This is a genomic window from Noviherbaspirillum sp. Root189, from assembly GCF_001428545.1.
GTDB lineage: Bacteria > Pseudomonadota > Gammaproteobacteria > Burkholderiales > Burkholderiaceae_D > Noviherbaspirillum.
In genome coordinates, this window is sequence record NZ_LMHZ01000056.1 from 101015 (window position 1) to 115685 (window position 14671).

Annotated in this window: 16 protein-coding genes; 10 read left to right on the forward strand and 6 right to left on the reverse strand. The window is 54.1% G+C overall.

From position 1 onward, the window contains the following. Positions 1-135: 135 nt before the first annotated feature. The 3 genes from ASE07_RS23315 to ASE07_RS23325 all read right to left on the reverse strand — a co-directional run bounded on the left by ASE07_RS23315 (position 136) and on the right by ASE07_RS23325 (position 2567). Positions 136-567 (reverse strand): hotdog fold thioesterase, encoded by a 432-nt coding sequence (locus tag ASE07_RS23315; protein ID WP_057293214.1) that lies wholly within the window; start codon positions 565-567, stop codon positions 136-138. Positions 568-897: 330 nt separating this feature from the next. Next, positions 898-1338: a DUF3237 family protein gene (locus tag ASE07_RS23320; RefSeq protein ID WP_057293215.1), complete on the reverse strand. Its 441-nt coding sequence runs from the start codon at positions 1336-1338 to the stop codon at positions 898-900. Then, positions 1335-2567: a flavin-dependent oxidoreductase gene (locus tag ASE07_RS23325; RefSeq protein WP_057293216.1), complete on the reverse strand. Its 1233-nt coding sequence runs from the start codon at positions 2565-2567 to the stop codon at positions 1335-1337. Before ASE07_RS23325 ends, ASE07_RS23320 begins: the two co-directional genes overlap by 4 nt. Positions 2568-2912: 345 nt before the next feature. Here ASE07_RS23325 and ASE07_RS23330 point away from each other — a divergent pair, with 345 nt between their 5' ends. Together ASE07_RS23330 and ASE07_RS23335 are read left to right on the forward strand one after the other, a co-directional pair. After that, positions 2913-3410, forward strand: coding sequence for a MarR family winged helix-turn-helix transcriptional regulator (locus ASE07_RS23330; protein ID WP_235548584.1), 498 nt, complete (start codon positions 2913-2915; stop codon positions 3408-3410). A 265-nt stretch (positions 3411-3675) separates the two neighbouring features. Then, positions 3676-4815 carry an ABC transporter substrate-binding protein gene (locus tag ASE07_RS23335; protein WP_057293218.1) on the forward strand — a complete coding sequence of 380 codons (1140 nt, stop codon included), beginning with the start codon at positions 3676-3678 and terminating at the stop codon, positions 4813-4815. 196 nt (positions 4816-5011) lie between these two features. Here the strand turns inward: ASE07_RS23335 and ASE07_RS23340 are convergent, their stop codons facing one another. Next, positions 5012-5206, reverse strand: coding sequence for a hypothetical protein (locus ASE07_RS23340; RefSeq protein ID WP_057293219.1), 195 nt, complete (start codon positions 5204-5206; stop codon positions 5012-5014). A gap of 561 nt (positions 5207-5767) precedes the next feature. Here ASE07_RS23340 and ASE07_RS23345 point away from each other — a divergent pair. After that, the gene (locus ASE07_RS23345; protein WP_268793466.1) at positions 5768-6076 is read left to right on the forward strand and encodes a mechanosensitive ion channel domain-containing protein; all 309 of its coding nucleotides are present in this window, start codon (positions 5768-5770) and stop codon (positions 6074-6076) included. Positions 6077-6467: 391 nt separating this feature from the next. Here the strand turns inward: ASE07_RS23345 and ASE07_RS23350 are convergent, their stop codons facing one another. Then, entirely contained in the window at positions 6468-6878 is a 411-nt protein-coding gene (locus ASE07_RS23350; protein WP_057293221.1) for a hypothetical protein, read from the reverse strand. Positions 6879-7103: 225 nt separating this feature from the next. On the opposite strand from ASE07_RS23350, the gene ASE07_RS23355 reads away from it, so the two are divergent. The 6 genes from ASE07_RS23355 to ASE07_RS23380 all read left to right on the forward strand — a co-directional run bounded on the left by ASE07_RS23355 (position 7104) and on the right by ASE07_RS23380 (position 13619). Next, positions 7104-7748: a hypothetical protein gene (locus ASE07_RS23355; protein ID WP_156396934.1), complete on the forward strand. Its 645-nt coding sequence runs from the start codon at positions 7104-7106 to the stop codon at positions 7746-7748. 94 nt (positions 7749-7842) lie between these two features. Further along, a complete protein-coding gene (locus tag ASE07_RS23360) occupies positions 7843-8874 on the forward strand; it encodes an ATP-binding protein (RefSeq protein WP_235548585.1) in 1032 nt (343 codons plus the stop codon). Beyond that, positions 8871-9377 (forward strand): siphovirus Gp157 family protein, encoded by a 507-nt coding sequence (locus ASE07_RS23365; protein ID WP_057293224.1) that lies wholly within the window; start codon positions 8871-8873, stop codon positions 9375-9377. The genes ASE07_RS23360 and ASE07_RS23365 overlap by 4 nt, the downstream gene beginning before the upstream one ends. A 23-nt stretch (positions 9378-9400) precedes the next feature. Further along, positions 9401-9865 carry a single-stranded DNA-binding protein gene (gene ssb / locus ASE07_RS23370; RefSeq protein ID WP_057293225.1) on the forward strand — a complete coding sequence of 155 codons (465 nt, stop codon included), beginning with the start codon at positions 9401-9403 and terminating at the stop codon, positions 9863-9865. Positions 9866-9996: 131 nt separating this feature from the next. Beyond that, a complete protein-coding gene (locus ASE07_RS23375) occupies positions 9997-12285 on the forward strand; it encodes an AAA family ATPase (protein ID WP_082584414.1) in 2289 nt (762 codons plus the stop codon). Positions 12286-12458: 173 nt separating this feature from the next. Beyond that, the gene (locus ASE07_RS23380; protein WP_082584415.1) at positions 12459-13619 is read left to right on the forward strand and encodes an aminopeptidase; all 1161 of its coding nucleotides are present in this window, start codon (positions 12459-12461) and stop codon (positions 13617-13619) included. 227 nt (positions 13620-13846) lie between these two features. Here the strand turns inward: ASE07_RS23380 and ASE07_RS23385 are convergent, their stop codons facing one another. Continuing rightward, on the reverse strand, positions 13847-14173 hold the full coding sequence (locus tag ASE07_RS23385) for a transcriptional regulator (protein ID WP_057293227.1): 327 nt from the start codon (positions 14171-14173) through the stop codon (positions 13847-13849). Between the two features lie 223 nt (positions 14174-14396). On the opposite strand from ASE07_RS23385, the gene ASE07_RS23390 reads away from it, so the two are divergent. Then, the gene (locus tag ASE07_RS23390) at positions 14397-14669 is read left to right on the forward strand and encodes a hypothetical protein (protein ID WP_057293228.1); all 273 of its coding nucleotides are present in this window, start codon (positions 14397-14399) and stop codon (positions 14667-14669) included. The last annotated feature ends 2 nt before the right edge of the window (positions 14670-14671 follow it).

A 14671-nucleotide genomic window follows, 5' to 3' on the forward strand; every position in this document is an offset into this window, starting at 1 on the left:
GCCGGCACGAAGGTGTTGCATATCGTGCGTACACCAATTGACTATCATTGCATGACAAAATGTAATGCAATGATAGTCAAGTAGATTGGCCTAATTTCAGGAAGTTCACCGAACGGCCGAGCCAGAGGTAGACGATTACGCCTGGTTGCGTTCCAGAATTGACATCGTCAGGCGCGCTACACAACTAAGGCGTTGGGCCGAGTCATAAATCATGATTTGCCAGACGTGGGTCGAACGTCCGAGGTGGATGGGTGTCGCCTTGCCGGTCACATAGCCTTCGCGCACTGCGCGAACATGGTTAGCATTGATATCGAGGCCCACGGCGTAATGGGTTTCGTTGTCAATGGAAAAATTGCTTGCAGCACTTCCGAGGCTTTCAGCCAGCAGCACTGACGCACCGCCGTGGAGGATGCCAAATGGCTGGATGGTACGCTTATCGACAGGCATCCTGGCCTCCAGCCAGTTTTCGCCAAAGTCGGTAAATTCAATGCCAAGATGGTCAATAGCCGTGCCGCGATGCATTCTGCTCAGGCTTGGAAGGTCAAGGTTCGTCTTCCAGATCGTCATTGTCTATCCTTTTATATTGCTCGCTATGACGACGTCACGTGCGAGCGCGATTGCAAAAGAGTGTTTTGCATCATAACAAACCATTGCCTTCCTGTCGGGCGACAGCGTGGACGCACCGCGCATAAAATAGTTCTTGAAGGAATGCCTACTCGGCCTTATTGTTGTCGGGTTGAAAAGTTTTTCCTGATGTTTTGCCAGCACTGGAAATGCTCGCTCTGCAATTACGAGGTCTCCAACGCAAACTGTGTCGGCTTGATGAGGGTGTGGGTCTCGAATACGAATGCCATCTCCCGGCGGCATAGCGACGTTACGGGATGTTGCTGAACGCTCTTAAAGTACTTCAAATACTTCCAGGTAGACAATGCTGCCATCCCGATATCCCGTACTGATAAACACGGTGTCATTGAGCCAGCCAAGCGTGGCACGCGGCGCTTCAAAACGCATTACGCCACGAAAATAGGCATGTCCATTGACATCGGCCGCGTCTACCATACGCCGGATACCGGTGTTCTCTACCAGCACCGTACCGAATGGCCCGAGATCGAGCGCATAGCGGGCCACCAGTTCGATCGTTCCATTCGCGCGCACCAGTTGAATGTCGCTGCCGCCCGGGAGAATGGTCCCGCTGAACAGCGGGCCATTGACGCTTCCGCCCTTGATCGAGACAAATCGCCGTTCGGTGCCGTTAAGTTCTCCCAGCACAACCGGAGGGACAACCTCGATCTCCAGTTTGGCGATGCTGCGCAGACCAATGTTCGATACCTGGCTCATGATTTGAGGGAGTCCTTGTCGAAACCGGCAAGCCTTTTGTAACGCAAGGAAATCGCTTCCAGGGTTTCCTGCGGAATAACATCATTCACATGCCGGAATCCATTCGGCGCCTTTTCCTCCGCCATCTGCATTACCTGTTCCGGCCCGTTCATGCGGTTGCGCAAGACGATGCCTGCGGTACGCGGCAGGCGTTCGGCCTCGTATTCGCGCAAGGCATACAAAGTGTTTGGATCGGTAGCAAGGCAGTCGCTCAAATAGCGTGCATCAAGGATTGCTTGCGCGCTGCCGTTCGATCCGATCGGATACATCGGATGGGCGGCGTCACCCAGCAGAGTGACCCGACCAAAGGTCCAGCGCGGCACGGGATCGCGATCCACCAGCGGGAATTCATAGATTTCGCTTGCGCCGTTGATCACGGAGGGGATATCGATCCAATCCCATTTCCAGGTCTGGAAAGCTTGCTCGAACACCGATTTGTCTACCTTGCGGTTCCAGTCTGTTTTTGGCAACTCGCCATTTGGCACCCGTAGCTCGGCAATCCAGTTGATCAGCGAACGGCCTTTCTGGCGCAAAGGTTCGGAAATCGGATAGCAGACGAATTTCTGGTCCTGATGTCCGGCCATGAACATGCTACGCCCGTCCATATACGGCTCGCCTTCCGTGACAGCACGCCATAACATGCGGCCGGAAAAACGAGGCTCGTCACCGGTCGGATAGAGAAAACGGCGCACCGCAGAATGAATACCGTCTGCGCCGACCAGTACGTCACTCTCGACCCTTACTTCGGAACCATCGACCCGCCGCGTAAACGTTGATACGACCTTGTCGCCAGCTTGTTCGAACGCCGTAAACGCATGTCCGGCGTGGATATGGCCGTCACCGATACGCTTGCCTGCCGCCTCCAGCAGCGCCATCTGCAGCTCACCACGGTGGATGGAAAATTGCGGATACGGATAGCCAGCGGCACGTCCGCGCGGCTCGCGCCAGATTTCCTGTCCAAGCTTATTGAAGTAGGCGAGGGTAGATGTTTCTATGCCTCTTTCAGCAAGACATTCTTCCAAACCCAGCTGCAGGAGTTGCTGGCTTGCATGCGGCAGCAGATTGATGCCGACGCCTAATGGTTTGATTTCATTGACGGCTTCGAAGATCTCGACTTCGATACCGCGTTCATGGAGCATCAGCCCTAATGTAAGCCCACCGATACCGGCGCCGGCGATTGCAACTTTCATGTCAGTCTCCTCAATTGATCCGCTGAGCGACGACTCCTTGATTTCTTGCGCCGCCAGTTTATTGTTCTACTATATAACAGTTATTTATTCGAACACAATTCGCACTGGTTCATTGAAAATGTCACGACCGGGCTCACTAGCAGCCCGGTAGCAGGTTTCGTCATTGAGATGCACGACAGATTGCTGAAATTCACGGTTTTGAAGTTGCACAGGATACAATGCCGCAGCGGCGAGTCGCCCAGTCTCGTGTTTATTCAATTACATCTTAGCGAGCAGACAGCGACGGCGCGCGAAAGAAGCCACAGTTTCTAAAGAATACACAATCGCCATCCAAAGGGGTTTGCCTTGTCCAGCAACAAAAAATCAGATCCGAAAGAAAACATGGTGCATTTCAACGCAAGGATCGAAGGAATCAACTACGACGTCCTTGACGAACTGGTCGGATACGCAGTGCGCCGCGCCCAGCTTTCGATTTACGAAGACTTTGGCGCCGCCCTTGCTGCTGAAGACATCACGCCGCAGCGGTTTTCATCACTGGTCATTATCGGAAACAACCCTGGAATTTCCCAGACGCGTCTTGCGGAAGTCATGGGAATCGCCCGCTCCGGCGTAGTGTCGATTATCGACCGGTTTGAAGAAACGGGACTGGTCGAGCGTCAGGCGTCCGGCGACAGGCGTTCGTATAACCTTCACCTGACGCGCGAAGGGCAGAAGCAACTCAAGCGTTACAAAAAAGCCGTCAAGGACCATGACGATCGCATTACCGGCGCGCTCACTGCGACGGAGAAACAGCAATTGAAGTCACTATTGCGAAAGATTTGCCTTCGCACAGAGATGGAGTGAATCCAGCGATCTGAAAAAACATTTCGTTGATGGAACACCGCGTGTGCAGTTTAGCTATGTGTGACTACCCCTCAGTAAACCACGACGGAGCAGGCCATGCTTGCATTCATTGGACGAGTTAATTATAGTAAATAACTGTTATCCACCATAACAAATTTAAAAACACGCTGGCAACTAGCTGAAGACTGCATTAGGTCCGCACGGCGAGGCATATTACTGACTATTCAAACTATTTAAACTATTCGACGAATCACGAGGAGACAACATGAAAGCATCGTTCAAACCAATTCTGGCTGCAATCGCCGTCTTGGCCGCAGGCTATGCTCAGGCCGACATCACTGTCGGCGTCAGCCTGCCGCTGACCGGTCCGGCTTCCGGCCTTGGCATTCCGACCAAGAACGGCATTTCGCTGTGGCCGGATACGATCGGTGGAGAAAAAGTCAAGCTGATCATTCTGGATGATGCGTCGGATACAACCCAGTCGGCGAAGAACGGCCGCAAATTCATTACAGAAGACAAGGTCGACGTGATCGTGGGTTCCACCGCAACGCCCGCATCGGTTGCATTGGCGGATGTCGCTTCTGAAGGCAATACGGTGCAGATTTCTACATCCCCGGTGGATCTGCCGGAAGGCAAGGGCGGATGGACCTTCCGTGTCGCTCAATCGACGCCACTCATGTCCAGCGCTGTAATCGAACATATGAAAGCCCATGGCGTACAGACTTACGCCTATCTCGGCTACTCCGATGCCTATGGTGAAACCTGGCTCAAGGCCTTTAACGAACAGGCCGCAAAGGCCGGCCTCAAGCCGGTCGCTACAGAGCGTTTTGCCCGTGCCGATACCAGCGTAACCGCGCAAGCCTTGAAGATCGTATCGGCCAAACCGGATGCCATTCTGATCGGCGCTTCGGGCAGCGGTTCGGCGATGCCGCACAAAGCATTGATCGAACGCGGCTACAAGGGCAAGATTTACCAGACACATGGCGCCGCATCGCGTGACCTGATCCGTATCGGGGGCAAGGATGTCGAAGGTTCCTACGTCGTCGCTGGCCTTGCCGTCATGCCCGAAGCACTGCCTGACAATCATCCGTCCAAGAAGCTGGCAACCGAATTTGTCGAACGCTACGAAAAACAGTTCGGGGCGGGGACACGCAACCAGTTCGCTGCGCACGGCTACGACGCCTACCTGCTGTTGCAGGCCATCGTGCCGCAGGCGCTCAAAAAGGGCAAACCGGGCACGCCAGAATTCCGCGCCGCGCTAAAGGAAAACCTGGAATCCACCAAAGGCATCACGATCACGCAGGGCGTGGTGCGTTACACGCCCAAGGATCACTTCGGTCTTGAAAACAATGCCCGCGTCATGCTGACCATCGACAACGGTAACTGGAAACTGGTCAACCAGTAATTTGATTTGCCTTGCATCCTTCACCGGTTGGCGGAGGATGCTGCCTTATCGCGCACCATACTTCGCAGCCAACAGCGTTTCCGACTCTATGTTGAAAAGGATAACGTCAATGCGCAGCGCACCTACCAGTCGCTGGGCATGGCGTTCGACACATTGACCGGCAGAAGGATTCAGCAGCCGAGGACCGTGCGTCTCGTCAGGCATCGCCGACGATGACAATGACTTTTCCACTGCCGCCGCAATTGGTGCACACCGTGTCATTCGCGGTACGGCCGCTTCCATTACAGACCGGACACGTATTTTCGCCGGTTTGCTCAGTCCCCGGTGCGGCTTCGTCTCCGGGATTGCGAGTGGTTGAGGACGGCTCGGTTGGAGAGGGCGGTTTGCTCATCGAGACTCCTTAAATGCTAGTGTGACGTGGCGCGATAGTGCATGCCTGCGATACCTCTCGGCGGTCGTTCGGCATGACATTGCCTGTTTGATGACAGCTTAGGCGAGAGGTTCTGTTTCCCTTGTTTCCCTTACTTGATGCCCGCCCAGAAAGTTTCCCTCGTTACAATGTGAAGAGAAGGTTTCAATGAAGGGCCGACATTAAGCGGCGAGCAAGTCATTGCGGCTTTCAGTCGCGCCCCCATTTCAGGCTGGACCTTTATCTTCAGAACTGCGTAAGCCGCGCCCCGTTGCGACAAAGAAACCATGAACACGCTTAATTCGACGCATAAGCTAAAGTCTTCCGTCGAAACGCCGTAGTAGTTGATATAAGACCCAAAGCTTGTACTACGCCCTCTGCATCGAGCAGAGGGCATTTTTTTGCCCGGATGAAACGCGCCTGTTAAGGCACAGCATTGGCATACGAATGCCACAATGATCCCACGGAACGTTCCAGGTCGAATACAGGTCTGCATGTTGAGCGAATGACATCAGACCACAAGGGACGCAAGCTAAATTCTCAATTTCGTATGAGACCTCCTATCACCTGGTAGAAAAAATCCCGGCAATGGTGTCAAGCATTGTCAAATCCACGAGTGATTTGACGCGCATCGACCGTGCTCATTTTCGCAATTATTCGGAAAGTGCATTGCAGTTTGAAGTGGTCTATTACGTACTGACTCTCGACTTCAATCGGTACATGGACATTCAGCAAGAAATCAACCTGGCAATACTGCGCGAGTTCCGCCGCCTCGGTGTCGATTTCGCGTTCCCGACACGGCCCTTATATCTGGCCCAGCAGACATTTGGAGAAAAACGGAACCTGGCATAGTCAGTGCGACGATGTGGGAGGGTTTCAATCGGAATCGCGGCTTTTTAAGACAGCGAATGGTAGTTCACGAGCCTCTTTTTTCAGCTTGGAAATTGCTGAAAAAAGAGGCATTTTTCACTTTAAAATCCCTTGAAAACCCTGTATAAAAACCCATATGAAACAAAGGTAAGTTCGTCCTTAAAAAGTGCTTTCCGCGTGGAAAAATTCTTTAAATATCAACATGTTGCAGCAATGCCCCGAAGTTAAAAAATACATCGATATTTTCGAAAAAAAACCGAAATTCATGTTGTAGTCAGAAGCGGTTTTGATTAAAATATACTGTATATACATACAGTATCAATTGAACGATGAAAGTTGAACTTTAGGAGTTTATCGGGCTTGAGGAACAGCATCATTTTCCGGCGTTGAGCCGGGTTTTTGGCTTTGAGGGCGAAGCCTCAAGACGCTGGCGCAACAGGTTGATCATGAACTCCCGTGCCTCCGCTTGCTGTGATCGAAACAGGGTGAGTGCCATGTCGACAAACAGCTTTTCGTTCTCATCGACCGGTGGATTTAACCGGTCATGTTCCCGATCCATCCAGCCACGCGGCAGCCTGAGTCGCTCTTCAATCATGCGAGCGACACTGCTTCCGATATTTTTACGATTGCATTTGATGTGGCTAAGGTATCGGTTCGACAAACCTAGGTGCTCTGCGAAGAGTTTGAGCATGCCGCGTTGCGGCAAATGGGGGCGCTGGTCGACAAAGTCGGTATAAAGCTTTTGAAAGTTCTTATGCCGGATTTGTGCACTGTCCATCGCCATTTGACATCTCCCTGATAGCAGCGTCATTCACGCAACCGTCGAAGCCATGCAGCGAAGTCCGACAGGACTGCACCGCAACAGCCGATGCCGGTCCGTTCGCTGCTCATTGAGTTCGGCAGTGTACCTCACCAACGCCAGGGTTGGATGAAGTTATGCAACCATTTTGGTTGTTGTTAGGCACACCCACGCTCGCATTTGCAAATTTTGAGAACGGTAAAACGGTTTATGAGCAAAACGAAAATTCACTATCCCCAATGGAAAGAGCGTGTGGCCTCGAACAATCCGCGCCGAGACATCGGCTACCGCGAATTGATTGAAGCGATCACGCTGACTGCGGAAGTCTGCGGACAGGTGTTGTCGCGGGCTGCCGCCGAGATGCTTGCGGACGATCTGGCTGACTTCGGTGAAGACGACGTGCTGGCGGCACTGGCGCGTTGCCGGCTCGAGTTACAGGGTCCGCTTCGCGTCAAGGAAATCCTGCTGCGCCTTGAAGATGGTCGTCCTACACCGGATGAGGCTTGGGCAATGCTGCCGCGTGACGAGCGAACCTCTGTCGTGTGGACCGAAGAAATGGCGCATGCCTGGGGCGTAGTCCTGCCTCTGCTGGATTCCGGCGATGCGGGCACTGCGCAAAAAGTGTTCCGGGAGCTGTATGTAAAGTGCGTACTCGAGGCGCGTCTGCGGCGCGAGCCCGCACACTGGACACCTTCGCTTGGCAGCGATGTGGCGGCGCGCGAGCAGGTACTGCGCGATGCGGTCGACGCGGGTCGCATGACGGCGGCGCATGCTGCCTTGCTCCTGGAAGGAAGCACCAAAGAAGTAGATGAAGCGGCATTGCTGGACCAGGCCGATATCAAGAATCTGCACTAAGGAGCAAATGAATACGCTTCGCAGGCTCGAATCGACTTCTTTAACGCTACCTGTTTGGTAGTGTGTTGGGAAACTCAATGATTGGGATCGCTTGATGGATTGCCAAGTTGATATGGATGATGGCGGCTTGCAGTGGTATGAGCAGATCGGCCGTCAGGAGCAGTTTGAAGACGAGGAACGAGAAAGGACACGACTTACCATGGCTACATTTGAAATTCACCGCGCAACCAAGCGCCGCGCAAAGCTCCGTCTCGGCATGTCCGGACCGGCAGGCAGCGGAAAAACCTATTCAGCCTTGCAAATCGCCGGTGGACTCGGCGGCCGCATCGGCATGATCGATACCGAGCATGGGAGCGGCGATCTGTATGCCGATCTGCTCCCTGAAGGCTATGACGTTCTTTCGCTGTCGCCGCCATACACGCCTGCGCGTTATATCGAAGCAATCCATGCGCTGGAAGACCTCGGCGTATCGACCATTATCATTGACAGTCTGACGCATGCATGGACCGGCGAGGGCGGCTCGCTCGATCGTCAGGGCAAGATTGCTGACAAGTCAGGCAATAGCTGGCAGGCATGGCGCCAGGTGACACCGGAACACAATGCGCTGGTTGAGGCCTTGCTGCAGAGTCGCTGCCACATCATTGCGACGATGCGTGCAAAGACCGAATACGTGCAGGAAAAGGATGAGCGCACCGGCAAGCAAGTGGTGCGCAAGATCGGCCTCGCGCCAATCATGCGTGACGGCATCGAGTACGAATTCACCACTTTCTTCGAACTCGATGTACAGCACATGGCCTACACAGGCAAAGACCGTACACGTTTGTTCGATGGCGAGATCTTCCGCCCCGACATGGAAACCGGCCGCAAGCTGCTCAGCTGGCTTAATTCCGGCGTTGACGGACCTCGCTCAACCACGGTCATGTCAGCGGATCAGAAGACCGCGATGTCGGATGCGATCAACCGTGCGAGCACACTGGACGATTTGTACCGCGCATTTTCGGTGGCCTACCGTGTTGCCAACTCATTGCCCGATGCGGAAGCCCTGGCTGAACTGACGGCATTAAAGGACGAGCGGAAAGCTCTGCTCGAAGTGCATAACGACGCTGAATTCGGGATAGCAGCATGAATCCGATCTTTGAAGCGTTCGAGCTGGCTGCGCAATACCGGCAGCTCGCCGAACTGCTGGCCGAGCGGCACGACGACCCTCAAATTATTGAGGACACGCTGGAAAGCCTGTCGGAGCCGCTCGATGCCCGCCTGGAAAACCTTGCCAAGATGGTGCGGAACATCGAATCGGCAACGCGCGGCGTCGAGCAGACCATTGCGAATCTGGAAGCGCGTCATGCGTCTCTCGAACGTGCGGCGCAGCGAGGCCGGCAGCTCATCCTGGATCTGATGCAGACGGCCGGACGGGAGAGGGTGACGACGGCGCTGTTTTCGATGGCCGTGCGAAAAAATCCGTTGACGGTCGTTGTCGATGACCCCGCCGCACTGGAGCCGGAATTCCTCACGCACCACGAGCCACCGGCACCGACACCCAACAAGCGCGCGATCGCTGCCGCGCTAAAGGCAGGTATAGCAGTACCCGGCGTACACAGCGAACAAGGCTTGCGCCTTGAAATTCAATAATTTCATCCACCTTGGAGATTGTCATGGCAACACTGAACAAAGTCACCTTGATTGGCTACCTCGGACGCGATCCTGAGCGCCGGGTCACAGCGCACGGCGATGCCGTCACGCAGATGACGGTGGCGACGAACGAAAGCTGGAAGGACAAGTCCTCCGGTGAGCGCAAGCAGACGACCGAATGGCATCGTGTCGTCCTGTATCGCAAGCTGGCCGAGATTGCGGGTGAATACCTGAAGAAAGGTTCGCTGGTCTATGTGGAAGGGCGCCTGCAGACACGCAAGTGGATAGGCAAGGACGATGTCGAACGCACGGCTGTTGAAATCATTGCCGACGACCTCCGCATGCTGGGCGCACGTCCACACGATGACGAGCACGAAGGCGAAGCGTCACATCCACCCCAGGACACGGCGGAACAGCGGGAAAGCACGGCTACCGAGCAGGCCAAAAGTTCGCGTTACGATTTCATTGACGACGCGATTCCATTCTGAGTTCCAGGCAATGGCCGGCTCGATACTGCGATCACGCGGTACAGCATTCCAAAGCAGGACCCCGTATCAGCTCACCGGCATTTTCCAGGCTCTGGAAATGCCGGTTTTTTTTCACCTGCACCAAGCATCCGATGACACAGCAGATAGTCGGCATACTCACATCCTGTCAGGTTTATAACGAACGGTGGGGAAGGGGCATCGTACGCCTCGAAGATGGAGACCATCTTGTCGTCACCGGAGAGTCACTGGTCGGTCTCGCGGAAGGAAACCGTTATCGGATGGATGGCCGTATTGTCCAGCATCCAAAATTCGGCAAGCAGTTCGACTGCGAAGTGGCGGCGATCGATATCCCGTTAGACGAAGAAGCGCTGGTTCGTCATCTGCGCAAGAACTTCAAGGGCTGCGGCGAAGTCACCGCCCGCAAGATCATCGACAGCCATCGCGGCAATCTCTCGGCGCTGCGGGATCAGCTGGTGACCAATCCGTATTCTCTTGATTTCAGCAGGATTACCAAACGCAAGGTTTCTGTCGCCGGGGCCGGAGACCTCAAAGGTTTGCTTTACCGCGATCTGTCGACGCGTATCGGCATGATAGGCATCAAGGATGCGGTGCTTCGCAAGGTAGCGGAATGGCTCGCACCCCGGGTCGAAGATAAACCGGAACCGATTTCAGCTGGTTGGGCATTGTTTTCCAAAGACCCCTATGCGCCGATCCAGGATATTGACGGTTACGGGTTTACCGCAGCAGACCTGATCGCCGTACGTGCAATCGGGTTTCCGCGGTTTCATGAGTTCCGCCTCGCGGCATTGGCCACGCATGCTTTGCGCGAAGGATGTGAGCAGAACGGACATGCCTATCTCAGTCTGCAAAACCTGTCGGAACGCATCGCCGTGATCGATCCGGACGTCAGCGCCGAGCGCGCCATGGCTGCTGCCCGTGATCGCAAGCAACCTCTCGTTGTCGATGGCGACCGATACTATCCGCGTCATCTCTGGATTTCGGAACGGACGCTTGCCCGCAATCTTGCTGTCCGCGCCCTACAAATGGCAGAGCCGATTACGCGGCAGCCCGAAGAACAATTGTTGTCCGAGATTGCCGCAGCAGAGGAAATGCTCTCGGACACGGGACAGCAGTTCCGACTGGATCCATCACAGCGAAAGGCGATTCTCGGCATCCTGACTTCCATGCACTCCGTCCACACATTGACGGCCGGGCCCGGTTGCGGCAAGACCGCGCTGATGGAAATCCTGGTCCATGTTACGCGAGATAAAAAGATTCTCTTTTGTGCGCCTACCGGCAAGGCGGCCAAAGTGCTTTCAGCAAGGGTCAGGCGCTTCGGATTTTCAGCGACAACCATCCATGCCATGCTCGGGGTAGGCGTGGAGGGATTCCAGTTCAATGAAGACAATCTGCTCGACGCGGACATCATCGTTGCCGATGAAACGTCGATGGACGACCTCGCCCTGACACGAGCCTTAATGGACGCCGTGCCCTACGAGGCACATATTATTTTTCTTGGGGATGTCGATCAACTACCTTCCGTCGGGCCGGGCCAGATGCTGAAAGATCTTCTCGAAATGCCGTTCGACCATCACAGGTTAACACATACGCATCGAAACGACGGCGGTATCCTCGACGTGGTCCGGCAGGCAGGAAAAGGGGAGGTGGATTGCGAAGACCGCACCGATGTCATGTTCTCACGTCGACTGCCGGCCCCGGATGACGTGGGTATGTCACGCGTCATCGCCGCTTACCTCAAAGCCATCGAGCGCCATGGCATGCCTCGCGTCGGCCTGCTCATGCCACGTCGAAAGGGTGACATCCATGTACCGGGCTGGAACATCACGTACCTGAACGAATTGCTGCGTCAAAGTTTGAACCCGGATGGTGAACGTGTGGTGGGTACCAGCCTGCGCATTGGCGACAGGATCATCGTTCGCAAGAATATTGTCATTGATCTGGGCGAAGACCTTGAGGGTAACAAGCGGAGCGAGCAGGTGGTCAACGGCGACACCGGCTTTATCCGCGATGCACATGTCGACCGTTCGGGGCGGAATGTCCTTGCGGTGTGCCTCGAACTGGACGATGGCCGGCAAATAGAATTTCCCGGCAAGGATCTCGAAGCAATCGGCCTGGCTTATGCAATGACTGTTCATGCGGCACAGGGCTCGGAATACGATGTAGTGATCTTCATTTGCACCAATGGTTCGCCAAACTTCGTACATCGCGGCATCGTCTATACGGCCTTTTCAAGGGCGAAAAAGAAGCTATGGATCTTGGCTGATGACGGCGTGCTCAAAAGTATTACCGCACGGGACATTCCGGTACGCAATTCAGCACTCGCAGACCGTGTGCGAACAGCAATGCGCCGCCTGCAGAAAGCAGGTGGGATTCACGGCGAGGCAAACTACGCTATGTGAACTCTTAGGAGGCGTGATACGGAGTAACCGGGATGCCGAGTCCATGGCGAGCATTTCTCAGATACAAAGGAACGATGGGCAGGAAGACAACAATTTCTGGCTTCCCACAAACTATTCTTTGACTGAAAGGTCTATTTAGGTGTCTGCACGCGTCAGGGATAGGCAACGATCACATGCTCGTATCAACCTTACGTAGAATATTTCCGCCTGATAAGAGAATCCACAGAGTTATCGCTGGCGGGCTGCTTGTTTCGCTGCTCGCGAGTTACTCCTTTGTTCAATATTATGCGCAGGCAATCTGTGGGCATTTGGCGATTGTCATGGGCGCGCGTCCCATCGATGACTGTCTCAAGGACCCGTCTGTTGAGGTTGACCTCAAAGTCCGGCTTGCAAAGATCAAGCAGATTCGCGACTTTGCGGTACACGAACTCGGCTTGCCTGATAACGACAGTTACCGCACCTACGTCGACATAGGGCGTCCCTATGTTGCATGGAACGTCATCGCGACGACGCAACTATCGCTTCAGCCCGTCGAGTGGTGCTTTCCGATCGCTGGCTGTGTCAACTATCGCGGCTATTACAACAAGGCCGATGCCGTTTCCTATGCGCGAACGTTGCAGAAGGCTGGTTATGATGTGCATGTTTCCGAAGTTCCGGCTTATTCGACCCTGGGATGGTTTAATGACCCTGTGCTCTCCAGCTTCGTCAACTACGCCGAACCGCAACTTGCGCGCCTGATCTTTCATGAACTTGCGCACCAGGTGCTGTATGCAAAGGGCGATTCTCAATTCAACGAATCCTTTGCAGTGACGGTAGCCGAGGAGGGCGTGCAACGATGGATCGCCAAATTCGGTGCGGCAGGTGTCCAGAAGAAGCTCACTGCCTATGAAAAACGGAAGACAGAATTTCTGACGCTCCTGACGAAATACCGGGAACGTCTCGCCGACCTGTACACCAGCGAAAAATCCACCTCGGAAAAGCGCGCCCGTAAATTGCAGATCCTACATGGCCTGAAAGACGAATTCGGTACGCTGAAAGTAAGCTGGGGCGGGTATTCCGGCTACGACGACTGGTTTGCCCAACCACTCAACAACGCGCACCTGGCATCCATCGCAACCTATCATGATTTCGTGCCCGGCTTTAAAGCGCTTCTCCACAAGCAACCGAACCTTCAAGCATTCTATGTCACTGCGCGCAGTCTTGCGGCGCTTCCGAAACCATTGCGCGATGAGCAACTTACACAGCTGGGTGAAAGCGATCCGCTGACCAACCCATTAAAAGGAGGCAAAAACGGCGGTGCAAACCCCTTGCATTCAAAGAAAGCGGTCAGTTAAGGATATAAGCTTGCCGGCTGCCGTTTTCAGATTCTTACCCCCGCATACTCATGGTAATCAGTCCTTGGTTTGCCATCACTGGGCTCCTTAAACAGGAAGGAACCTTCAGCATCGCCTAGCCGTAGAATGGACATTTGAATCTGGCCAGATGTGGACATTTTGAAACGGCTGCCACAGGAAAATTACGCCTAATTTGCCTTATGCCGGTGCTACCCTAAAACCTCATGTCACCGCGTTGCAAGCCTTCTGCGACGCGGGGTAGCCTGCGACATGAGGCCTTTAAAACCCATGGAAAATTTTTCCAGAATCGTATTCCACATTGCCTGATCCTCAGGCTCGCGTGCTCGCTGTCTCTGCATATCAAGCATGATAATTCCGGGGTGCTTATTCAGAAGCGCACCGACGCGGCGGCACACTGCATCATCAAAATGGGCCTTGTTATTCCGGTATTTGCTGATAGCGGCCTTTGTCACGCCTAATTCCTTTTGCAGCGCGTAATCAGACGGCAATTTAAGCTCGGCGCGCAATGCGTCGAGATATTCGGACGGTTTCATTTATTGCTCCTTGGTCGAGGAAAACCGAAATTAATCGGATGTGCGAATGGTAGTACACGGTCAATTTACCATCAACCGGTATCAGAGGTGTTGACGAGTATCAGACCAGTAGACTATATTCCGACATGTCGTCAGGCAATTCCTACGAAAAGCTTCCTTGGTCGGCTAGTTTTCTAGTGCCTGACGGCATTCTGACCAAGGGAGATAAGACCAAGGGGCCGTTATGAACGTTACAACTGGTAACAAAAACACATCAGAATTCATTCTCCGTTGCGCCGCATGCGGGCTGTTTCTCGCCGACGCAACGTCACATTTCGACGTGGTGGCGGTCACTTATAAGGCGGACAAAGCCTTAACTTTCCCAGACGGCGAAGCGGCGGAAAACGCTCGCAAATTCATGAAATCCCTTTATTCGTCGTTTGACTGGCGTGCAGTCGAGCGCGATGTACATCTGCGCGTTTCGAACATTTATCTTTTGCAGCAGCAGGCGGCTTAACC